Source organism: Bhargavaea cecembensis DSE10, from assembly GCF_000348905.1.
Classification (GTDB): domain Bacteria; phylum Bacillota; class Bacilli; order Bacillales_A; family Planococcaceae; genus Bhargavaea; species Bhargavaea cecembensis.
Map to the genome: position 1 here is coordinate 35,972 of NZ_AOFT01000002.1, position 21,940 is coordinate 57,911.

Below are 21,940 nucleotides of genomic sequence, written 5' to 3' on the forward strand. Positions count from 1 at the left end.
GCGCTTGTTCGCTTGTGATGCAGCGGCTGTGCCCGGGATGGGCAGCCATCCTGCCATCGGCTGTAACGGCAGAATGAATCAACGTAAAATTCGGTGGTATGTGGCGGAAGCTGAGAAACGGGCGTAAAGCAACTCTGGTTCGTTGATATTCAACTTCCGGATTTTCAATCTTTTTTATCCATCTCCTTTTGAGGTGCGAAACATCTGATGGATGGTCCGTGCCTACAGGTGGAGGAATCTGCAATGTCCGGGCTGCTGTCCCTTCGCCGGATAACAGCACCGGTTCCCTAAAGGAATCATCAGTCAAGAGCAATGCTCCTTTCTCTTGTTCGAATCGATCAGCCTTTGTGCTGCAAGCGCGCAAAAACCCCGTATCAGGTTCGATACGGGGCATGAAAGCATAGCTAAATAAACGTTGAACACAGGCGTGTTCAAACGCGGCTCCTTCTCCCATCCAGACTTTAACTGTCGGTCCCGGAGTTGCACCGGGTCCACCGTACGAATACGGGTCACGGACTGAGGGCATGTGCCCATCACCGCCGGCCGGGAATTTCACCCTGCCCCGAAGGATTGCCTATTCAAGTATGAAGTCATTGTTTCACAATAAAACCGATCGTACAAGAGGTAATTTATGTTTCGGTATAATTGGACTAGAAGACAAATCATCAATTATCAAAAAACCGGAAGGCGGATAGCCTTCCGGACATATGGGCAAATCACCCCATAATATGATAGCCGCCATCAACGTAAATGACCTCGCCTGTAACGCCTGTTCCCATATTGGACAGCAGCGCGACGGTCATATCGCCGACTTCCCGCTGATCGACATTCCGCTTGAGCGGCGCGGTCTCTTCAATCTGATGGAGGATCGTGTTGAACGAAGGGACCCCTTTTGCCGCAAGCGTACGGATGGCGCCTGCAGAAACCGCGTTTACGCGGATGCCCTCTTTGCCGAGATCGTTTGCCAGGTAGCGGACCGACGCTTCAAGTGCTGCCTTCGCAACGCCCATGACGTTGTAACCGTCGAGTACACGCTCTGCACCGAGGTAGGTCATTGTGACGATCGCCCCGCCCTCGGACATGTACGGTTTCGCCTCCCGCGCAACCGCGACCAGTGAATAGGCGCTCGTGTCCTGTGCAAATGCATAGCCGTCACGGGACGTCTCGACAAAGTCACCTTTCAGGTCTTCCGCTTTTGCAAACGCAACAGAGTGGACGATTCCGTGGATGGTGCCGACTTCCTCGCCGATGGCGCGGAAGGCTTCCCTGACGCTTTCATCATCATTCACGTCACACTGGACGATCATGCGTGCTTCGTATCCTTCCTTCTCGAGCGCCCGCTCCAGCTTTGTACGGGACCGCTCCTGGCGGTTCGTGAAGATCAGGTTCGCCCCTGTTTCATACAGTTGTTTGGCGACTCCCCATGCAAGGCTCCGCTCATTCGCTACGCCCATGATGACAATGTTTTTCCCTTCCAGTTTCAGCAGATCTCCCATTTCAAATTACCTCCCGGACATTAATACCAGTCGTTAGCATCTGGTGCTAAAGAAAGTATAGCATAGGTCGGTGCAGCAGGGTGCAGTAGAATTAAAAAAGCACCGGAGACCCGGTGCACAATTGATCATGATTTGCTTTTCTTATATTCTGCAGCCGCATTGATAAATCCTTCAATGATGGATTTAGACGGCTCATGGCCCTTAAGTGCGAAGTTCTCCGGGTGCCACTGGGTTGCCAGGACAAACCGTTTATCAGTCATTTCGATCGCTTCCACGAGTCCGTCCGGTGACTGTGCCGCAATCTCCACGCCCTCCCCGACCGTCTTGATTCCTTGACTGTGGGAAGAGTTCACACGAGTCCGGCCTCCCGGGAACAATGGGGGGAGAATTTCACCGCCTGTGATTTCCACATGGTGGACCGGATGTTCCCGGCCATGCTCCTGCTTATGCTTGAGCGGCTCATCCAGCTGCTTCTCGATGCACTGGTAAAGCGTACCGCCGGTCATGACATTGAGCATCTGGGCACCGCGGCATGTCCCGAAAAAGGGCATATCCCGCGCCAATACGTTTTTAATGACCGACGAATCAAATTCGTCCATCTCAAAATTGATCTGGCCGGTTTCGGGCATCGTTTCTTCCCCGTACAGGTTAGGATCGATATCCCAGCCGCCCGTCATGATGACGCCATCAACCAGGTCCAGGATGTCGTCCAGCTGATCGGAAGGGACAATCGGAATCATCAGCGGCAGTCCGCCTTCCTGGATGACAACCTCCGGATAGACGGGCTGCAGTTTATAGTCATAGAGATTCTCCTGCTGCTGTGCGGTAATGCCGATAATCGGTTTCATAGTCATCAACTCTACTTTCTGCCAATTTAGGTTGTTTAAGAATAATATAAACACTGTTCCCTTTTGGAGGTACCTCCGAAACTAGAAAAAATACCCTGATTCATCGGAATATTCTTGCGTCCGTTGACGCTCATTGTCGATTCATGTATATTGAAGGTTAGTTCCGGCCATGCTGGACAAAGACATTTGCGCTTTGGAGGGATGGGCATGTACCAGGGCAAGGTGAAATGGTTCAGCAATGAAAAGGGCTACGGCTTTATCGAACTCGATAATGGCGAGGACGTCTTCGTTCACCATACCGGGATCACCGGTGAAGGCTTCAGGACACTGGACGAAGGCGAAACCGTTTCGTTCGAAGTGGTGGAAGGCAACCGAGGTCCCCAAGCGGCAAATGTCGTGAGATTAGACGCACAATGAAATGAACAAATCCCGCTTTGCAAAGACGCAGAGCGGGATTTTCATTGGCCAAGCTTATTCAGTTCCGAACCGAGGAAACGGAGCTGCTCCCCTACGGTGCAGTGTTTGATGCAGAAGCGGTGGGCAGTTGTCTTCCCCTTTTCCGTCCGAAGCTGTTTTTTCAAAAAGCAGCCGTCGCAATAACGGTCCAGCAATTCATCGATGTCCTGGATCAGGTCCATTTTATTCAACAGCGTTCACTCCAGTTTGCTGATTCCCACATTGTACCGGCTTCCCGCTTCCTTTTCAAGCGGGCGGGTCGTACTGCCGAGATAGAGGAGGTGATCGGATGCTCGAAGTCTATATAGACGGTGCGGCTGCAGGTAACCCTGGCCCTGCCGGCATCGGGGTGTATATCCGGGGCGAAGGAAAGGACTTGAAGGTGTCAGAGCCGATCGGAGAGCTGGATAACCATACGGCGGAATTCCGCGCACTTGTCAGGGGTGTCGAAGAAGCATCGAAACTGACAACCGGCATGGTCTCGGTCCGTTCGGATTCCAAGGCTGTCGTCAGCGCTGTCGAAAAGCGCTATGCGAAAAACCCTTTACATATGGATATGCTGAATCAGGTGCTCCAAATCGCGGACGAGTTTGATTTTTTCTTCATCAAGTGGATTCCCGACAGCCAGAACCGGGCCGCCGATTCACTAGCCCGGGCCGCCATCCGCAGGAAGTGATAATTAGTATGTCCCGGCTTTACAGGGTGAATTCGCAACTGAACAGAAAACGGCAGCCGATTCTATGCCGGCTGCCGTTTTTAATCGATGACTTTCATAAAAATGACTATCCCTGCATCGGAGTCATAAAGAACCCAGCTGCGGTCTCCGACGACAGCACCGACATTGACGAATGTACGGCCTTTCGTGACGTCATATGGAATACCGAAGCCGACCTCTTCCACCTGGTTGTCGATGGAAAGGCCCGAATCATGGCTGTGTCCAAAAAAGATTAGATCCGGTCCTGTCTCAGGAAATACGGGCATCCACGGATCTCCTCCCCACTCCCATTGATGTCCATGGATCACCTCGGCTTTTTCTTCGATTCGGAACCGCTCTTCCATCGTACGGATTCTCTGCAGAAGCGGCTCATCGGATTCGGTGATCTGTGCAATCCGGTCTTCCTGATTGCCCCGAACCGACGGGAATGTCAGCATGTCCATCAGCTCATCGGAATACAGCATGACGTCATCGAGCTTCCCGAACCGCTCAAATGGCGCCCTCTTTTTACTGATGATGCATTCAAACAGATCACCGGTGCCGATCAGTTCGGCATCCGGTGCATGTTTTTGGATATCATTCAACACATCCCTCAGGTCCTCCACGGATGAATGGATATCTCCCAGTAGCGCATACCTCATTCTCTACCCCCAGCATCAGTCGTGTCGTCGTAGGTCCGGACATAGAAGCCCTCCGTCTCGGACCATTCACAATAAAGGATTTTGTCCGTATCGTGGTATCCCAATTCAGCGAGCCGGTCATAGAGCCACTGCTTGCTCTTGCCGACCAGTTCAAGCATATCCTCTTTGATAAATCCGCCATCTACGAGCAGGACGGATGGGTCTTCTTCTGGCTTATCTAACTTCAAGTCGCCGACGGTTGCCGGCTTGTACCTGGCATACGTGTTGATCGAGACGGAACCGCCCGGCTCGATGATCAGGTCCTTCACCTCACGCAGCGAAAAAATGCCCTGTTGGCGAAGCATGATCCGGAGCTGCTCCATTTCCATCATATTGCGGTCCATCCGCTTTGTGTTCAGCTTGCCGTCCTTGATGATATAGTCCGGTGTGCCCATTAGTACAATCCTTGCTTTGTCGGACTTCTCCGCGACTTTCTCAATCACAAAAACGATCAACCCGAATACAACCAGGGCAAAGATCAGCATCCAGATCGAGACTTTGTCATCATAGACGGATTCCTCCAGAATCCCTCCGAAGATGAGAAGATAGACGATATCAAACGGTGTCATCTCCGCAAGTTCCTTACGGCCTAGCAGGCGGATGATGGTAAGCAAAAATACAATTCCGATAACCAGTTTTCCGGTGATCAGCAAATAATCCAAGGCAATCCCTCCGTGACAATGATTCTTTCACTATCACGGTAGATACCCTGTTCCTATCTATTCAAATCTGGCACAGTCTGCCAATGTACCGGATCAGCCGTTTTCCTTCTCCACCGGATTGTCCGGATCACTTACCCAGTCACTGTAGCTTCCGACATAAAGGCGGAGGTTCTCCTGGCCGATATGGTCCAGCATGGCGAAAAGCGGTGCTGCCGTCACGCCGCTGCCGCAGTACACCGTTACTTTTTCATCACCGGCAACAGTTCCCCTGAGTGATTGTTCCGCTGTTTCCCCGGTATCGAAATAGCCTTCCTTCTTCAGGAGCGTCCAGTCGAAATTCCGGGCACCCGGGATGTGGCCGGCGACCGGGTCAAGCGGTTCATGCCTGCCAAGATAACGTTCGGCGGCACGGGCATCGAGCAGGACACCCTTCTCACGGCCTTGCGAAACGTCCTTTACGTCTTCCCGGGACGCCAGGAGGTGTTCCTGCCAGTCCGGATTCACATCCGAAACCTGCGGACGGCAGGGCTCCGCATCAACCGGATAGCCGGCAGTCCGCAGGCCGTCAAAACCTTCCTTCAGGATGAATGCCTGCGTGAAACCGCCATACCTGAGCAGGAAATAAGCCCGTGCGGCAAACGGTTCGCCTCCACCGTCATAAATCAGAATCCGGTCATTCAGGGACAGGCCGCTCCGCCGGAATAATTCCTCCAGCTGCTCCCGCGAAGGCATCGGGTGGCGTCCGCGGTCCGAGGCCATGTCCGACATGTCTTTTTCAAGATCCCAGTATACTGCACCTGCAATATGACCTTCTTCGTACGCTTTCCTCCCCGCTTCCGGGTCACTCAGCGAAAACCTGGCATCAATCAGCTTGTAATAGCCCTCCGACAGATCGTCCACCGACTTGAATACGTCCGTCACCTGGATCCCTCCAATTCACAGATGGCTTCATAAACCTCTTTCCATTCCTGCAGATTGACCGTTTTTTCAAGCACTTCCCGCTCGGAAGCGATGCGGGCCAGCGCACCGCGCAGCAGATGCTGGCGAAGACCTTCCGCCTCCAGTTCCGTCCATTGGGTGAAGTCTTCGATCATCCGCTTCTTCTCATTCTCCACGTAGGCCTCCGCATCCTTCCTCGCGGCTGCTTCAAGTGCATCCCGGAGCTTGTCACGCCCGCCCCCCTCGAAGAAGTCTTTGTCATTCTTATACAGACGGTTGACTGATGCGTGCTTTTCCGGTTCAGGATAAACTGCCGGGAATGCAAGGCTTGCCTTGTCCTCAGGCTCATACGGCGTCAGGGAGAACATGGCGTCCATGTCGCGGAGCTTCCGCTGCTCTTCGGTAAACCTCATTCCGAGCCGTCGGATGGTAAAGTTCATGAGCCTGAAGTCTGTGACCTTCATTTCCTGGACAATGTCGAACCCTACTGCATCCAGCGCTTCACTCAAAGCAATCGAGAGGGCTTCCTTGGACGACTTGGCCGCGAAGGTCGCCGGGTTATAGGCTTCTCCGAAGAACTCATTAAAGCGGAAGAACACACGCTGAAGCACGTAGTACAGCAGCTCGTCCAGCTCGGCCCTGGAGTCGTTCAGAATGACCGGCGCAGCGGAATGTGCATAACGCTTCCGCAGTTCCTGCTCGAAACGCCGGAGCTCTTCCATCCGCTCGGTTTTTCTGGAGCGGTTCCGCTCGGTCCGCTCGATCAGTTCGCCGAGCCGCTCCGCGGTCTTGCGGCTTTCTTCATTAAGCGCCTGGACGGCCAGCCCGCTCAGTTCGTCACCGAGGAAGCGATGGAATGCTTCTTCGAACTCCGGCATGCCGGAACTATAATCTGCCTGTTCCTGCTTTTCTTTTAAAGCGTGGAGACTCGAGATGCCGTAGAGGCGAGGGTTGCGGATGCCGAAGCGCTGGAGTTCGCCTCCGACATACTGCTTGACCATGTCCGCTTCCTCTTCGTTTGCCGCCAGGTCGATCGCGTTGACGAGGAAGAACATTTTGTCCATCTCGAACGCATCCTTCACCCGGCCGAGCTGGATGAGGAATTCCCTGTCTGCCGCAGCGAATGCGTGATTGTAGTAAGTGACAAACAGAATCGCGTCCGCATTGCGGATGTACTCAAATGCGACATCGGTATGCCGCGCGTTGATCGAGTCCGCCCCCGGCGTATCGACAAGTGTGATGCCCCGGCGCGTCAGTTCGCAGTCATAATAGAAGTCGATCGATTCGACAAAACAGCTTCGGCTTTCATCGGCCACATACTTGCGGAATTCGTCTTCCTCCACATTGACCGTCTGGCCGAGCAGCATGCCGCGCTCCGGATACCCGTCGCGGAATGCGCGGATAAACGAGCGGTGCAGCTGCTTGCCGTCTTCGATGTCTTCCTTGCCGATTGCCTCGTCGGCCTGCCGGAACGCTTCATCAAGCGACCGGACAGTCATGCCTAGCTGGGCAAATGCGCGGGTGACGTCTTCCGTCATGGCGTCGGTTGATTTCAGGTGGATGTCTGCGGTTCCGCTTTCGTGATTGGCGCACGCAGGCCGGATCCGGTTGATCGCAGCAGTGGTCGGGTTCGGGGAAACCGGGAGCACCGATTCCCCGATCAGGGCATTGGAGAACGACGATTTCCCGGCACTGAAAGCGCCGAACAGGGCAATTGTGAAGTCCTGCTTGCCCAGCCGCCCGGCTTTCCGCATCAGGTAATCCGCTGTTTCCTGGAAGCCCGGGATCGGCCGTACTTTCTCGGCGATCAACGATGCCTGGCGGATAGCCCCTTCGGTGTCGACATGCCCGGTCTCTTCGCGCACGGACTCTTCTTCCGTACCGGCCTGTTCCTCTTCCCTTTCGGGTGCCATTGACGGGTCGAATTCAATGACCGACTCCATCATCGTGCGTTCTCTGGCTTTCCAGTCTTCTTCGAGCACGCCGGCTTCCTTCATCAGTGCCGGGGCCGGTGAGCCAAGAGATTTACGGAAATCGGCAATCTCAGCGTCAGCCTCTTCAATCGCACGGATCGCATCCGCTTTCCTGCCGAGCACGGATGACTGCTGGAGCTCGGAATCCGTCCGCTCGTTTGCCGCTTCGGCGATCCGGGCCGCCTGTTCGGCTTTCCATCCGTCGGTCTCCCGGATAAACCAGCGGATGGTGGACTGGCGCACCGATTCCGTGAAATTCAGGACCGTATCCCCGGTGACAAGAGCCCCCTGGGGCACCTGGCTCTCAATGACCGAAAGCGGCAGGCCGAAATCCATGCCGTCGATCCGGAGCGCTTCCTCGTCCGTCAGGAGCCCCGCTTCCCGGAGCGCCGTCTTCATCAGTCCGCGCAGATGGACCGATACTTGCGCATCCGCCGTTTTCCGGTATGTGGCGAGAACCGCATCAGCACGGCGCTGACGTTCTTCCTCGGTCTTTTTCCCGCTGAACAGGAAGCCGACCTTGAACGACTTGGACTGCGCTTCCAGATAATCCTTCATAAGATCGCGGACCTCAAACGGCATCAGGCCGGCGTTTTCCAGAAGGTCCTTCCGCTTGGACTCGAAATCGTCCTGCCAGCGCTCGGGCGACAGCAGCTCGACCCGTCTCGTGGCATCAGCCGCTTCTTCCTTAATCTCTTCACGGCGCGCCCATTCCTCCTCGGACAAAACATCCGAATAGGTTGATTTCCGCTCTTCGCGCTCGTCCTCGAGGAACTTGATATGCTCATCGGCAAGCTTCCGGAGCGTGCCTTCGGCAGCCGCCTGGAGCGACTCCTCACGGTTATGGATGGACGTCGCGACCAGTGACTTCACTTTCTCGAAGTCATTGTTCGGAAGGTCCGGTTCGCGAAGGGAGGTGAAGAAGATTCCTTTCGGATGGACGCCCCAGGAAGCGAATGATTCCCGCACGGAATTTCTGAAATCCCCGAAACTCAGTTCGGTCTCGCGGTGCTTGTCGATCTGGTTGACGATCAGATACACATTTTCGTTGTAGGTCATGAGGTTCTTCGTGAATGTGAAGTTGAGCCCCGACTGGACATGGTTATAGTCCATGACGTAAAACACGAGGTCCGCCACGTGAAGGGACGACTCCGTCGACAAACGGTGGGCGTCATCGGTCGAGTCGACACCCGGCGTGTCCATGACGGTCACGCCTGCCGGCAGCGCGGAATCTTTATGTCCGACTTCGATTTCCGAGACGGCCTGGCCGTCTTTCGAGAACTCCTTCACATATTGGACATCGACATTACCCGAGAACCGGATCGGAGCGCCGTCCGTCCGGTGGATGATCGCAAAATCATCGTCTGCTTTATGTACATTTACGATATTGGCACTTGTCGGAATCGGCCCCGTCGCCAGGATGTCGACGCCGGTCAGGGCGTTGATCATGCTGGACTTCCCCGCGGAAAAATGGCCCGCGAATCCGACAATATAATCGTTTCTCATCAGTTTCCTTGCAAAACGCTCCGCCTTCTCGGCGCGCTCCCGGTCCCCGTTCTTGCGGAACAAAACCGCCAGCTGTGCAGCCTGCCGGATCAGTGGTTCATGATGCTGTTCAAATTGCGCCATTGGCTACAAATCTCCTCTACGTCTGTTTTCTTGTGCTATCATATCATTTTTTCGCAGGGGCGTGGCAGGGCGGGATGGATTGGGGAAAGGTGTGTCGCGGGCGTGCGGGGCTGCGGTCGCGAAAACGCAGGTTGCGGTCCCGGACTCGGGACTTGCGGTCGCCAAATGGGGACTTGTGGCCGCGATTCACGCAGCTGTTGCAACCTTCCCTTCAGCACAAAAAACCTTCCGCATTACGCGGAAGGCAGGCTGTCCGGCTGGACGGGAAGCACCTTCAGGATCTCCTCTTCAGCCTTCAGTTCGTTTTCGTCAAGAATCAGTTGAATGTCACCATGATCCTCGGATGTCCGGATCAGGCGGCCGATGCCCTGGCGGAGGCGCAGGAGCATGTACGGCATGTCGATGTCGCGGTGCGCATGTTCAGCGAAGCGTCGCTTTGCTTCAAAGAGCGGATCGTCCGGAGGGTATGGAAGGTCATGGATGATGACGCGTGTGAGCGCCTCACCCGGAATATCGAGACCTTCCCATAGGTGCCAGGAGCAGAGCACCTGCGCCTTGCCCTCCTGGAAGTCCCGGACCATCGCAGACAGCGCACGGTCCCCCTCGAACAGGAAGCGCGGATCTTGGCCCGCCGCTTTCCGGAAAGCATCCATCGAAACCTTCGACCGGAAGAGGATGAGCGACTGCCGTCCGTCTTCTGTAAGCCGCAGGACTTCTGCAGACTTGTCGGCAGCGCGATTCACCTGAATCTTCATCACTTCTTCGTAGTCAAACGGTGACTCGACGGAGAAGGACTTGAAATCACGGATTCCGAGAGAGCCGGCGAGGAATGAGAAGTCTCCGTTTACAGACATTGTGGCGGACGAGAAAATGACCGGCATCTTCTTCGAAAATAGCAGTTCCTCCAGCATATCCGTCACGAGACGCGGCATGATGACAAGCGTCTCATCGCCGTTTTCATCTTCCAGCCAGTCGACCGCTTCACCGTTTTCGGCGAATAGCTTCATCGAATGGATGTATTGCTCAAGGTATTCCTCGGCGATCTTCAGGTCGTATTCCGGGATGACGTAAAGGTCCGCGTCGAAAACAAGTTCTTCCAGTATATCAATGGCGAGCTTGACGACGGCGGCGGAATGATCGCCAATGGCCTTGGATCGGACGATGGCACGGCGGTCGCCCTCCCCTTCCGCGGACTCGTGAAGCAGACGGAACAGTTCCGCGTGATGGTCGATCAGTGCCTCCATCAGGACGAGCGTCTTTTCCCGGACGCCGTCGACCATGATGCGGGACAGCACCGTGTCGATCGTGCGCTCCTGTACGCGGTAGGTGAACGCCTTTTGCGCTGCGTACTCCAGGAGGTGGCCTTCGTCGAATACGACAACAGAAGACTCAGGCAGTAACGGAAGCTGGCCCTGGCGGCTGCGGGACTCTTTTGTCCAGAGATGTTCCATATAGAAGTCCTGTGAGCAGATGATCAGGTCAGTTGACGCCCGGTAGTGGTTCCGGTGGAGTGTCTGTCCGCAGCGGTTCCGCAGTTCACAAGAACCGCACTGATAAAGCGGGTGGTAATTCACCGTGTTCCAGTCCTCGTCGGACAGGTCCGGATAATCGGACCGTGCACCGTAAGGATCAAGCCGCATCATCGAGCCGTGGCCGCGTACGAAATCCGGCAGGCCTGCGTCGATGGTGTCAGCCACATCCGTCACACCCTTTGATTCATCAAGGCGCTTGAGGCACAGATACTGTTCGCGCGACTTGGCTAGCCGGACATCCACAGTGAGGCCGAGCGCCCGCTCCAGCTTGCCGATATCCCCGGTTTCCTTGACCAGCTGGTCGATGAGCGTCTCGTCCGCACATGCAATGATCGCGGGCTTACCGGTATACCGCGCATACGCGACCGCCGGCAGCAGGTAGGCGATCGTTTTGCCCGTGCCGACCCCCGCTTCCGCGAACAATACCGATTTGTCCTTGAGCGCCTGGCCGATCTGGAAAGCCATGAACACCTGCTCATCGCGCAGGTCAAACCCCTTTTCGGTCAGCTCATCGTACAGCACATCGCCGATCCAGTCGTCGAGCGACTCAAAAAACGACCGCTCCCGGTCCAATGCAAACGGAATCGCCTGTTTCAATCGAAAGCCCCCTGTAAACGTAATGAAAGCATTTTTCCAATCTGGCGGAAAAATGCACGATTTTATGAGTATAGCACGCCATGAAAAAAGTGGGAAGCATTTAAGTCTATGCTTCCCACCCATTGTCCGTTTCATTCAAGCCGGATCGTTACGTCGCCCCCGATGTAATTCGGGTAAGCGAAGAACCCGATCGTGATCGGATTCACGTAATCTCCGTTTGTGAACCTCAAGTCATTGTAACTGTACTCGCCGATCTGCCAGGAACCGCCCGAAGAAAGATCGATTGTTTTACCATCAGCATCAACTGCACTCCCAAGATAACCGTAGCCGAATTCAGGACCCGTCCGAAGCTTCGTTTCTACCAGAGTCGGCGACAGCTCCGTAACCTCAAGCTTTCCGTCGGACGGTGTCTCCAGTACTTCTCCTGTAAGTGTATTCACGACAAGCCGTTCGGTTTTGTCGATGGCCTGCATGCGGTTCATTCTGAAAGTGATCAGGTCCGGCTGCTCAAAATAGTTGCTCTGCAGGAAGTAGACATCTGTTCCGTCCTCCTCCTGTGTGGCAGTCATCCCGTTGGCAATCCGGCTCCATGCCTCCCCGTTACCATCCTCGATCCGTAGGTCTTCGTACTGCAGGATGTCCATCGTGTTGTCAGGGTCTTCTTTGATCCTTACAGCGACTTTCAGCGGATGAACCGTGATGGACTGGATGGTGAGTTTTTGCCCGTCAACGGTCACGGTCCGGTTCAGGTCATGCACCTTTCCTTGTGCGACCGGCTTTTGGATTGTGAACGGAAGATTAAACGTATGCTCTTCCCCATCCCGGATACTGAGTTTCAGTTCGAACTCATCTGCATCGGTGGGGAGCGGCTCGGTAAAGTTGTAGTGGATCAGCTGCTCGCTGCTCATTTTCCCCTCTTCATCAGGATAATCGAAACTGACGCCTTGGTGTTCGATCAGTTCATTTCCTGAATATAGTTCGATCGTGTCAATTTGGGGATCCTTCATCTCAGTTGTGGAATCCACTGTGTAGGTAATGACCATCCCGGACTGATCAACGATGACGCCACTCAGTGTAACCGTAACTGTTCCATCCGAATCGGTCACATGGATCTCTTCATAATACTCGTTGTCTATGATCGCCTTCATTCCTTTGTCGAACTGGAGCATTTCCACAATCGGAGACATGCCCGGGAGGCTGGAGACGGCATGAGCAAATGCCGGAGAAACCCTGATGGTCATGACAAACGCCAGCAACAAAGCGGCAACGGCCGCTGCCGGCCAGATATAGCGGCGTGCCGCCTTTCTCCTTGCGCGTTCCTGCTCCTCCCGCTGTACACCCGCCCGGATTGCCGTCGCAAGAGCTTCTTCCGGAATCGGAATCTGATCCAGCTGTTTCTTCGCTCTTCGCAGCCGCTCTTCCTCGCGCTCAGTCATCTGCACGCCCTCCCTTCCCGTTCATGAAATCCCTTAGCGTCCTCAACGACTTGTGAAGTCGAGACTTCACGGTGCCCTCCGGAATCTCCTCGATCTCCGCGATTTCTTTGATCTTCATGTCCTCGAAATATTTAAGGTGGATCAGACGGCGCGACGGATCCGGCAGCGCTAGAAGCGCTTCCTCCAGAATGAGGAAATCATCACCGGGTTTCGAGATGCCTTCCGGAACCAGGTCGGTCACCGGTTCGCGTCTCGCCTTTTTCAGTTCATCCTGGCAGTAATTGATCATGATCCGCGTCAGCCACGTTTTTGCATACGACGGTTCTTTTAGCCTGCGGATGTTTTTGTACGCCCGTGCCGTCACTTCCTGCAAAGCTTCAACAGCAGCATGCTCGTTTTTCAGGAAGGCATAGGCCGTCCGGTACAGCGGCGCCTTATTCAGCTCCATCAGCCTGACGAATGCTTCAGTATCGCCCCTTTTTGCACGTTCAGCCAGCTCTCTTTCTTCCATGGCCTTCCCCCGCTTCCGATGTCTCTGTACTTATTAGACAGGCGAAACGGAGAAAAGTTCAAGGGGAATTGGCAAATTCTAATTTTGTTTTTCGGGGAAAGTGCATCGCGGCAGGATTTGTTCCATATGGGGTAGTCGCAAAATCTGATCTTGGTGAGGATTTATAGGGTGAAATTGAAAAGTGAGGATTTGCCTTCTATCCCGTTTCCAAGTCTAATACGGGAGAGGAGGTGAGTTCATTGCAGGATCGCAACTATCCGCTATTTCTGTACGCAGCAGAACGCATGCTTTATAGGATGACGGAAGAAGATCCGAAATACATGGAAGTCAACCGGGAAATAACCACCACCCGCCTTGGTTATGAAGGAGAACTCCGCTCGGATCAGATGCTCCGGCGTGCCAATCTACCACTGGGTTCGAGGGTTCTTCATGATTTGACGGTTCGCGTTTTTGGTGAGGATCCCATCCAGATCGACACGCTTGTCATCACGAGGTATTTCGTCTTTATAATTGAAGTTAAAAACATTAGTGGAACGCTTGAGTTGGAGCAGCAACCCGCCCTGCTTAAGCGGACCGCGCAGGATGGCAAGGTCAGCTACTTTCAGTCTCCATTCATTCAATTAAACCTGGCAGTGGATACCCTCACCTATTGGTTGCTTGCGCAAAACATTAAGATTCCAGTGATTGGCGCAGTTCTCCTGGCATCCAAATTTGCCAAACCCCAATTTGAGACGGGACTGCCGGTTCACTTTATCCGTGAGATCCCTGACCTTTTACGGAAAGAAATGAACAACCGGCCCTCCATGGTCGACGATGCAATTGTTGAATGGATTGCTTCGGCGCTCCGCAGCCAGGATGAGCCTTATGACCAGTTTCCGCTTGGACACCATTTTAACTGCTCAACTGAGGCGCTCTATTTGGAACCGCTTTGCACGCATTGTCTAGGGAGACTGGAAACCCGGACAAATCGCATGGGTACCTGCGTCAAATGTGAAAAACGCCAATGGATCCCCTATCTCGAAACGCTGGTCGATTATTTCCTGATCTTCCGCAAAACAGCTACTCTTACCGAATGCTCAAAGTTCTTGAACATAGGACGCACCAAAACGACTCAACTCATGAAGTCTCCGCTTTTCCTGCGACGCGGCGAGACCAACCGTACTTCCTTTGAACTGAACCGATCGAGTGTGCAAATTTCTCGGGACGGGAAACTGATTCTTCCGGGAGGGGATGAGTGAATCAAAAGGTTCGGACGTATTTGTTTTCCGCGTTCAATCTTCCTGAATTCGCACGCAAACCCGGGTGGCGCTCCTGCTTTCGCGTGAACTTCCTGGATTCGCACGCAAACCCCAAGGGCGCTCCCGCTTTCGTGTGCAAACTTTTTGGATTCGCACGCAAACCCATACGACGCTCACACTTTCGCGCGTGAACTTCCTGGATTCGCACGCAAACCCATGCGGCGCTCCCGCTTTTGCGCGTGAACTTCCTGGATACGCAAACCCGCGCGTATCCAAATTTTCTTCACCCCCAATCCCAAAAGAAAAAACCGGGCATCCGCCCGGTTTCCTCCCGCTAATCAATCTCTTTTCTTTTGGCCCCAGAACTGGTAATAGTCTGTCCGGATAAATCCGTTGAAGAGTTTGCGTTTCTTCGTCGCCTGGCGTCCGTAGAGTTCTTCGAAGTTTTCCATCGAAGAGAGCATGTAGACGGACCAGGTCGGGTATTGCTTCATCACTTGGCCGAGTCCGCGGATGACTTGTTCGACTTCCTCAACTTCGCCGATCCGTTCACCATATGGCGGGTTGGAGGCCATGACGCCGTTTTCTTTGTTGGAGGTGAAGTCGGCAGCCTGCATCTGCTTGAAACGGATAAGGTCTGCAAAGCCGGCTTCTGCGGCGTTGTCTTCGGCGATTTTGATCATGCGGTGATCGATGTCGGTGCCAGTGATGTCGAGTTCGACGTCGTAGTCGGCAACGCTGTCCGCATGGGCGCGGACGTCTTCCCATGCGGAAGCGCTCATCCACGGCCATTGTTCGCTTACGAACTCACGGTTGTAGCCAGGTGCGAGGTTCTGTCCGATCATCGCCGCTTCGATCGCAAGTGTTCCCGATCCGCAGAACGGGTCATGGAACGGGCGGTCCGGGCTCCAGCGGGTCAGCTGGACAAGTGCTGCGGCCAGCGTTTCCTTGAGCGGCGCATCACCTTGGCCCACCCGGTAGCCCCGTTTGTGGAGGCCTGCTCCGCTCGTGTCGATTGTGAGCGTGGCCACGTCTTTCAGCATGGATACCTCAATTTTGAACAATGCGCCGGTCTCCGGCAAAATGCCCCGCCGGCCGTAGGCCCCGTTCAGCCGTTCGACGATCGCTTTTTTGGTGATGGCCTGGCAGTCGCGTACACTGCCAAGCTGGGACTTGACGGATTTTCCGCTTACCGGGAACTCGGCATCTGCAGGAAGGTAATCTTCCCACGGGATGGACTTGACGCCTTCGAACAGGTCGTCAAATGTGTACGCCTTGAACTCGCCGGCAACGATCTTGACCCGGTCTGCGACGCGGAGCCACAGATTCGTGCGCGCAATGGCGGTTTCGTCCCCTTCAAAATAGATCTTCCCGTTTTCGACGTTCGGCTCGTAGCCGAGCGCGCGGACCTCGTCGGCGACAGGCTTCTCAAGGCCCATCGCGGCGGTCGCCACCAGTTTGAATGTCGTCATCGTATCGTACCACTCCTCACCGCCGGTAGACTTCCCCGGCGAGTTTGCTGTATGTATCGTACAAAAGAAACGCCCTCCTGTCATGGGAGAGCGTTTCGTTACATGCAAATATACCGTCGCCATTCGATAAGCCATGTTTTGTTCCTTCGTACTCAGACGGCTTGCGCCTCGTACTCCGGCGGTAATCATCTATCTACAGGCGGCTGCCTGTCCCTTCCTCCGTTCATTTCCTTCGGAAGGACGCCCCTACCAAAATTTGGGTTTCTCGCTCGAGGGGTTTACCCGTTCCACCCGCACCGTTTCCGATGCGGCTACGTCACTGTGGCACTTTTCAGGAGATCTCTGCCATATCCCGAAGGACTTAGGCATTATCCCCGCCGTCAGACCCGGATGGATCTGCCCCGGCTTATGACTTCGCCGGGCACGAACACTACGGTCATCTCAGAACCGTGCGAGCATGGACTTTCCTCTACAACCCGAAGTTGCAGCGATCACCTGAATGGCGACTTTGGCAACGACCATCATACCATATACGCGCCCCGGAATCAACCGGAGGAAGACTTCCATCTTCCCCCATTCCGGGGCGCGTCCTTAACATCAGTCGTTCAGTTTATTTCCGAATACGTGGCGTTCGAGATTCGACAAACGCTTCAGGATGTCGAAGTTCGTCGTGCCCGTCTGCTGAGGGGCCGGAGCGGATGAACGGTTCCTCAGCTCTTCGATTTCCTCGGTCAGCCGCTTGTTTTCTTCGGTCAGTGCGGCAATCTTCTTGTTGAATGCTTCGTAGTCTTGGATGATTTCATCGAGAAAATGATCGACTTCGTCCGGCTTGTATCCCCGGACTCCAGTTTTGAACTCGTGTTCGAGGATTTCCTTGGCGGTCAGTTTAGTCTCCATGACTCTCGTCCTTCCGTCTTTGCTTGCTTCCTTGAATTATAGCATATTTTGCCCGCGGGTGTTTGACCCTGTCGGAAAGAATGGGTCCTGGGTGTCGGAATGTGCGCTTGCCCGGGAAATAGTCGTTAACACTCCGGGGAATAATTCCCCGCCTCCGATTCTTATTTCCCCTGTTTCCTGCGGATCCGGGCGAGCCGGATTTCAAACCGCTCCTGCCACCGCTCCTTGCGTGCAGGTTTCAGCATGTTCATGTTCCTCAGGAGCCCTGCGGCGCGGAGACAGTTCATTTCCGCTTCGGGCAGCTTGCCCAGGCGGTGTTCCTGGAGCTTTGCCAGCTCCTCGAGTGCCTGGAGCGTCTTCCTCTCATCCAGGCCGCCCTTGTAGGCCTGCAGAAAAGCGGACTCCGCATCTTCGTAGCGCTGCTCTTTTTTCAGGAGGAAGCCGAGGTAGTAGTATGCTTCATCTGTTTCATCAAAGAAGACGTTCGTCACTTCCTCGAGCACCTCGCGGCTTTTCTCATATGCCTTCAGATCACCGAACCATTTGCCGATGTTCGTATGCGGAAGCGGGGTCTCTTCTTCATTCTCTTTCATGAGCAGTGCCGTCAGTCTGGTAAACAGGGTGACAAGCGACAGCAGGTCCCACTCATTATGACGAAGGACGCGGAGCAGCAGGTCCGGGTTCCCGCTCCGGACCGAGTCGGTGTAGATGATCGGGGCAAGGAACCCCGGGACATCGTCTTCCCTGTGGAAACCGAGCACTTCCTCTTCGACCGACTTCAGGGAGAAACTGTCGAGCCCGCCCTTCCAGATGCGCCGGGTTCCCTGGAGCAGGTCGATATGCGCCGGATCGGGAAGCTTCGGCAGGTGTTCGCGGTTCATCGTCCAGCGGGTCTGCAGCTGTGGCCAATCAAAACTCTTTCCGTTATAGGTCACGAGGGTACGCCCCGGCTTCCAGAGACCCGTCTCAAACAGAAACGCCGTTTCGTGTGCCGGGTCGGCCAGGACATATTGGTCGAGTGTGAAATCCTCCCCGTCCGCCGAAAGCAGGCCGGCCATGAAGATTAGGGAGCCGGTCCCTTTCAGGCCGGTCGTCTCCGTATCGAAAAACAGCAGTTTCTTCTCGTCCCCTTCCGCAAACGGATGGATGCCGTCCGAGCCGGACCAGACGGATGCCGCTTCTTCGAGTTTGCCGAGGGCCAGGCCGCCGTGCACAGTGTCCGCCGGATAGTGTGTCCGCTTCAGAAAAACCGTTCCGAACTGATTGTCGATGCGCTTCAGACCAGCCGCTTCCCATCGCTCCGTATACTCCGGGGCAGGCGGCTTTTTAAATGCCGTCTCCTTCACTTTCTCCGCAGGCGCTTTTTTCAGCATCTTCTTCATCTGCATCAGGCGGTTTTCATAGGACATGGCTTCTCACCCCGCAAGCTTTCTGAGAAGCCCGGCGACACGACGCTTGATATTCCCGCCCGATTCCTGGGCGCCGATGCAGACCGGGCAGCCGGATTCGCACGGGCACGACTCGACGTGTCCCGCTGTCTGTTCGAGAAGGTCCGGCCACATGCCGTGGATCCGCTTGCTGAGGCCGATGCCGCCCGGGTAGCTGTCGTAGACGAAGAACGTCGGCCGCTTTGTATGCACCGCCTTCACCTGCGGGACGACATGGATGTCGGAGCGGTCACAGCTCACGAACAGCGGGATGAACGAATGCATCGCATATGCAGCACCTGTCATCGTGTCGGTCAGGTCGGATTCCGTCCAGTCCGCCGGCCGCTCAAATGACAGCCAGGAGGAAGACGTGTGCATCTCTTCCGCGGGGAGCGTGATCGGGCCGGAGCCGATATTGTCATGGGTGTCGAAGCGGATCTTCTTGAAGATGGTCGGCATGGCGAGCACTGCAATGTCTCCGAACGACTGGGTATGGCCGCCCTGTTCTTCGAACTCGTCTTCCGCGATCACTTTGAGCTCGACGGCAAGATTGGCATCGGTGAAGTAGTCCACATCGACTTCCCGAACGTACGCCTTCTTTTCCTCCCAGTCGAGTTCCTCGACCTGGTACTGGGTGCCCTGATGGATGTAAATCGCCTCTTCGTGCAGGAGCGTCATCGCGCTGTAGCGGTCCATCTCACCGATGACCGTCGTGTCACGCGGGACCGACTTATCGATGATGATGACGTTCTCCTGGGAAGCGGACCGGAGGCTGATCTCGCTCGCCGGGAAGCGCTCGCTCATCCAGTGCCATTTGTCTCCGGCCTGGACAAGAATGCCTTCAGACGCGAGGAAAGCGAGAAGTTCCTGCACGTCGAACTCGCCGTACTGCTCGTCGAGCGTGAACGGCAGCTCGAACGATGCGCATTTCAGATGATCCATGAGAATGAGGATGTTGTCCGGGTGAATACGCGCCTCTTCCGGCGACTGGCCGAACAGGTACTCCGGATGATCGATTACATACTGGTCGAGCGGCAGCGACTGGGCGACGTAAATAATCAGCGCCTCGTCCTGACGTCGTCCCGCCCGCCCCGCCTGCTGCCAGGCACTCGCGATGTTGCCCGGATAGCCGGTCATGATGCACGCCTGCAGCTGACCGATGTCCACGCCCAGCTCCAGCGCATTCGTCGAGACGACAGTCTTGATGTCGCCGTTCCGGAGACCCTTTTCGATCTCACGCCGCTCAGACGGCAGGTAGCCGCCCCGGTAACCGCGGATCGTCGTGTCAGACAGCTTTTTTTTCGTCATCTCCTTCATATACGTGACAAGCATTTCGACACGCACCCGGCTCTTGGCGAATACAATGGTCTGGATGTTCTCCTGGTAAAGCCGGCGGGCAAGATCGCGCACTTCAAGCACCGCGGATCTCCGGATGCCGAATGTCGGGTGCACCACAGGGGGATTATAAAAGATGAAATGCTTCTTGCCCGCCGGTGCACCATTATCCGCAATCAGTGCCATCTCACGGTTTGCGAGCGACTCCGCGAGTTCTTTCGGATTGGCGATCGTGGCGGACGTACAGATAATGATCGGGTCGCTTCCGTAATAGCGGGCGATCCTGACCAGCCTGCGGAGCACATGCGCGACATGGCTGCCGAAGACCCCTTTATACGTATGAAGTTCGTCGATCACGATATACTTCAGATTTTCAAAAAGCGAGACCCACTTCGTATGATGCGGCAGGATGCCGGAGTGGAGCATATCCGGATTCGTCATGATGATATGGCCGGACTTCCGGACTTTCTGGCGGATTCCCGGGCTCGTGTCGCCGTCATACGTATGGCTGAGAATCTCCTCGCCGCTTTCCTCGATGAGCCGGTGAAGGTCTGCCATCTGGTCCTGTGCGAGCGCTTTTGTCGGGAACAGATAAAGGGCACGGGACGACCGGTCTTCCAGCACAGACTGAAGAACGGGCAGATGGTAGCAGAGCGACTTTCCGGAGGCGGTCGGAGTGACGGCAGTGAACGACCTGCCCGAGAAGGCCAGGTCGAACGCTTCCCGCTGATGGGTATACAGCCGGCTGATTCCACGCGACTCAAGCGCTTTCCGGATTGACGGATGAAGCCGGTCCGGAAACGGCGCGTAGCGCGCCTCTTTCCCTTTGATCACCCGGTGATGCAGGATCGATTCCCGCATCTCCGGGTCCGACAGCCACTCGTTGACCAGTTCACTGATGGTCTTTTGTTTGTTCAGCACCGTCCGTCCCCTCCTCCATTGCGGCCATCATCGTCTTCAGAAGGTATTCCGCCGACTGAATCGAATCATAAAAACGCTTCTTTCCTGTTTTCGGATAAAATGACTGGACAACAAACTGTGTCATCATTTCAGCCGCATTTTCAATCTGCGGTTCCCGAACATGCTTCGGCCGCTCCTGCCGGATCCACTCAACCGACAGTTTTACCCAATCGGAAATCAGTTGGTGGACGCGGTCTGCATATGGCTTCACTTCGCCGAAAAAGTCCGGCTCCCGCTCCTCTTCCCTCATGCGGGCATGACGGGGGCGGCATTTGCCGCATTCATCCAGAAGCTCTGCGGTCATTTCATAAAGTTTCATATATAAAGTCTTCCTTTTTAGTTGGTTTTCTTCATCCTACCAAATATGATGATAAGTGACCACTTGGAGGGGAACAGACATTCCGTGAAAGTGGTCTGTAAAAAACATCCACCTTTCTATCCGCAACCCCGGGCTTCCATAGGACGTCCTATGGATGTGGTATGATAGGTGGCATGCGAGGTGAGGAATATGGCGATTCGCTATCCCGGCGGAAAGAAGTATACACCGGCCGTAAAGCCCGCGGTGAAGTCTGCGAAAAAAGACTACTCGTTCAGCAATAGGGGTAAGACATTGGAGGACGAATTGGACGAGTCCAATGCCTATTATCTCGCTAACGGCATCGCGGTCATCCACAAGAAACCCGTACCCGTGCAGATTGTGAAGGTCGACTATCCGTCAAGAAGTGCGGCAGTCATCCGTGAAGCCTATTTTAAGACGCCTTCGACGACAGACTACAACGGGATCTACCACGGCCATCATATTGATTTTGACGCGAAGGAGACCGGGGTCAGTTCCTCCTTTCCGCTGAAAAACATCCACGAGCACCAGATCGAGCATATGAGGAGCGTGACGGATCAGGGAGGCATCGCTTTCCTGATCGTCAAGTTCACAGAAACTGAACGTTATTTTATCGTCCCGTTCGATCTGGTCGACCGTGCCTGGAAGCGGATGAAGGACGGGGGCCGGAAATCGATTCCGGTCTCCGAACTGGAGGAAGGGGCCGTCGAGTTTCACGCCGGATTCCGGCCGAGACTCGACTATCTGGGCGCCATCGCGAAATTAGGCATTTCTTGACGCATCAGAAAGAGAGGAAAACC

The 21,940-nt window shown here is 54.9% G+C and carries 19 protein-coding genes, 1 other RNA gene and 1 riboswitch; of the genes, 4 read left to right on the forward strand and 16 right to left on the reverse strand.

Going from position 1 to position 21,940, the window contains the following annotated elements; translation table 11 throughout:
- Positions 1–438: 438 nt before the first annotated feature.
- A riboswitch (FMN riboswitch) is annotated at positions 439–574 on the reverse strand.
- Positions 575–716: 142 nt separating this feature from the next.
- Complete coding sequence (gene fabI, locus C772_RS01835) at positions 717–1,496, reverse strand: enoyl-ACP reductase FabI (protein ID WP_008296924.1); 780 nt, start codon at positions 1,494–1,496, stop codon at positions 717–719.
- 125 nt (positions 1,497–1,621) lie between these two features.
- Complete coding sequence (locus C772_RS01840; RefSeq protein ID WP_051059385.1) at positions 1,622–2,350, reverse strand: gamma-glutamyl-gamma-aminobutyrate hydrolase family protein; 729 nt, start codon at positions 2,348–2,350, stop codon at positions 1,622–1,624.
- 201 nt (positions 2,351–2,551) lie between these two features.
- Here C772_RS01840 and C772_RS01845 point away from each other — a divergent pair, with 201 nt between their 5' ends.
- Positions 2,552–2,761, forward strand: a complete 210-nt coding sequence (locus C772_RS01845; RefSeq protein WP_008296927.1) for a cold-shock protein — start codon at positions 2,552–2,554, stop codon at positions 2,759–2,761.
- A 41-nt stretch (positions 2,762–2,802) separates the two neighbouring features.
- Here C772_RS01845 and C772_RS01850 read toward each other — a convergent pair whose 3' ends face one another.
- Complete coding sequence (locus C772_RS01850; RefSeq protein ID WP_407637179.1) at positions 2,803–2,982, reverse strand: zinc-finger domain-containing protein; 180 nt, start codon at positions 2,980–2,982, stop codon at positions 2,803–2,805.
- Between the two features lie 107 nt (positions 2,983–3,089).
- Here C772_RS01850 and C772_RS01855 point away from each other — a divergent pair, with 107 nt between their 5' ends.
- On the forward strand, positions 3,090–3,476 hold the full coding sequence (locus tag C772_RS01855; protein WP_008296931.1) for a reverse transcriptase-like protein: 387 nt from the start codon (positions 3,090–3,092) through the stop codon (positions 3,474–3,476).
- Positions 3,477–3,556: 80 nt separating this feature from the next.
- Here C772_RS01855 and C772_RS01860 read toward each other — a convergent pair whose 3' ends face one another.
- From C772_RS01860 to C772_RS01890, 7 genes are all read right to left on the reverse strand, one after another.
- Entirely contained in the window at positions 3,557–4,156 is a 600-nt protein-coding gene (locus C772_RS01860; protein ID WP_008296933.1) for a metallophosphoesterase family protein, read from the reverse strand.
- The gene (locus C772_RS01865) at positions 4,153–4,857 is read right to left on the reverse strand and encodes a DUF421 domain-containing protein (RefSeq protein ID WP_008296935.1); all 705 of its coding nucleotides are present in this window, start codon (positions 4,855–4,857) and stop codon (positions 4,153–4,155) included. The genes C772_RS01860 and C772_RS01865 overlap by 4 nt, the downstream gene beginning before the upstream one ends.
- 93 nt (positions 4,858–4,950) lie before the next feature.
- Complete coding sequence (locus C772_RS01870) at positions 4,951–5,778, reverse strand: sulfurtransferase (protein ID WP_008296936.1); 828 nt, start codon at positions 5,776–5,778, stop codon at positions 4,951–4,953.
- Entirely contained in the window at positions 5,775–9,398 is a 3,624-nt protein-coding gene (locus tag C772_RS01875) for a dynamin family protein (protein WP_008296937.1), read from the reverse strand. The genes C772_RS01870 and C772_RS01875 overlap by 4 nt, the downstream gene beginning before the upstream one ends.
- Before the next feature lie 233 nt (positions 9,399–9,631).
- Complete coding sequence (locus C772_RS01880) at positions 9,632–11,527, reverse strand: ATP-dependent DNA helicase (RefSeq protein ID WP_008296938.1); 1,896 nt, start codon at positions 11,525–11,527, stop codon at positions 9,632–9,634.
- 131 nt (positions 11,528–11,658) lie between these two features.
- On the reverse strand, positions 11,659–12,963 hold the full coding sequence (locus tag C772_RS01885) for a DUF4179 domain-containing protein (protein WP_008296939.1): 1,305 nt from the start codon (positions 12,961–12,963) through the stop codon (positions 11,659–11,661).
- Positions 12,956–13,474, reverse strand: coding sequence for a sigma-70 family RNA polymerase sigma factor (locus tag C772_RS01890; RefSeq protein ID WP_008296940.1), 519 nt, complete (start codon positions 13,472–13,474; stop codon positions 12,956–12,958). The genes C772_RS01885 and C772_RS01890 overlap by 8 nt, the downstream gene beginning before the upstream one ends.
- A 239-nt stretch (positions 13,475–13,713) precedes the next feature.
- Between C772_RS01890 and C772_RS15995 the strand changes: the two genes are divergently transcribed.
- Entirely contained in the window at positions 13,714–14,712 is a 999-nt protein-coding gene (locus tag C772_RS15995) for a nuclease-related domain-containing protein (RefSeq protein ID WP_008296941.1), read from the forward strand.
- Positions 14,713–15,050: 338 nt separating this feature from the next.
- Here the strand turns inward: C772_RS15995 and C772_RS01900 are convergent, their stop codons facing one another.
- The 6 genes from C772_RS01900 to C772_RS01920 form a co-directional block, all read right to left on the reverse strand.
- Positions 15,051–16,184 (reverse strand): THUMP domain-containing class I SAM-dependent RNA methyltransferase, encoded by a 1,134-nt coding sequence (locus C772_RS01900; RefSeq protein WP_035001202.1) that lies wholly within the window; start codon positions 16,182–16,184, stop codon positions 15,051–15,053.
- A gap of 122 nt (positions 16,185–16,306) precedes the next feature.
- Positions 16,307–16,687, reverse strand: an RNA gene (gene rnpB, locus C772_RS16265) — RNase P RNA component class B.
- A 94-nt stretch (positions 16,688–16,781) separates the two neighbouring features.
- On the reverse strand, positions 16,782–17,081 hold the full coding sequence (gene gpsB, locus C772_RS01905) for a cell division regulator GpsB (protein WP_008296943.1): 300 nt from the start codon (positions 17,079–17,081) through the stop codon (positions 16,782–16,784).
- A 161-nt stretch (positions 17,082–17,242) separates the two neighbouring features.
- Positions 17,243–18,490, reverse strand: coding sequence for a ribonuclease H-like domain-containing protein (locus tag C772_RS01910; protein WP_008296944.1), 1,248 nt, complete (start codon positions 18,488–18,490; stop codon positions 17,243–17,245).
- A 6-nt stretch (positions 18,491–18,496) separates the two neighbouring features.
- Positions 18,497–20,764 carry a DEAD/DEAH box helicase gene (locus tag C772_RS01915; RefSeq protein ID WP_008296945.1) on the reverse strand — a complete coding sequence of 756 codons (2,268 nt, stop codon included), beginning with the start codon at positions 20,762–20,764 and terminating at the stop codon, positions 18,497–18,499.
- Complete coding sequence (locus C772_RS01920; RefSeq protein WP_008296946.1) at positions 20,736–21,122, reverse strand: YppE family protein; 387 nt, start codon at positions 21,120–21,122, stop codon at positions 20,736–20,738. The genes C772_RS01915 and C772_RS01920 overlap by 29 nt, the downstream gene beginning before the upstream one ends.
- Before the next feature lie 189 nt (positions 21,123–21,311).
- Between C772_RS01920 and recU the strand changes: the two genes are divergently transcribed.
- Positions 21,312–21,917 (forward strand): Holliday junction resolvase RecU, encoded by a 606-nt coding sequence (recU, locus tag C772_RS01925; RefSeq protein ID WP_008296947.1) that lies wholly within the window; start codon positions 21,312–21,314, stop codon positions 21,915–21,917.
- Positions 21,918–21,940: the final 23 nt, after the last annotated feature.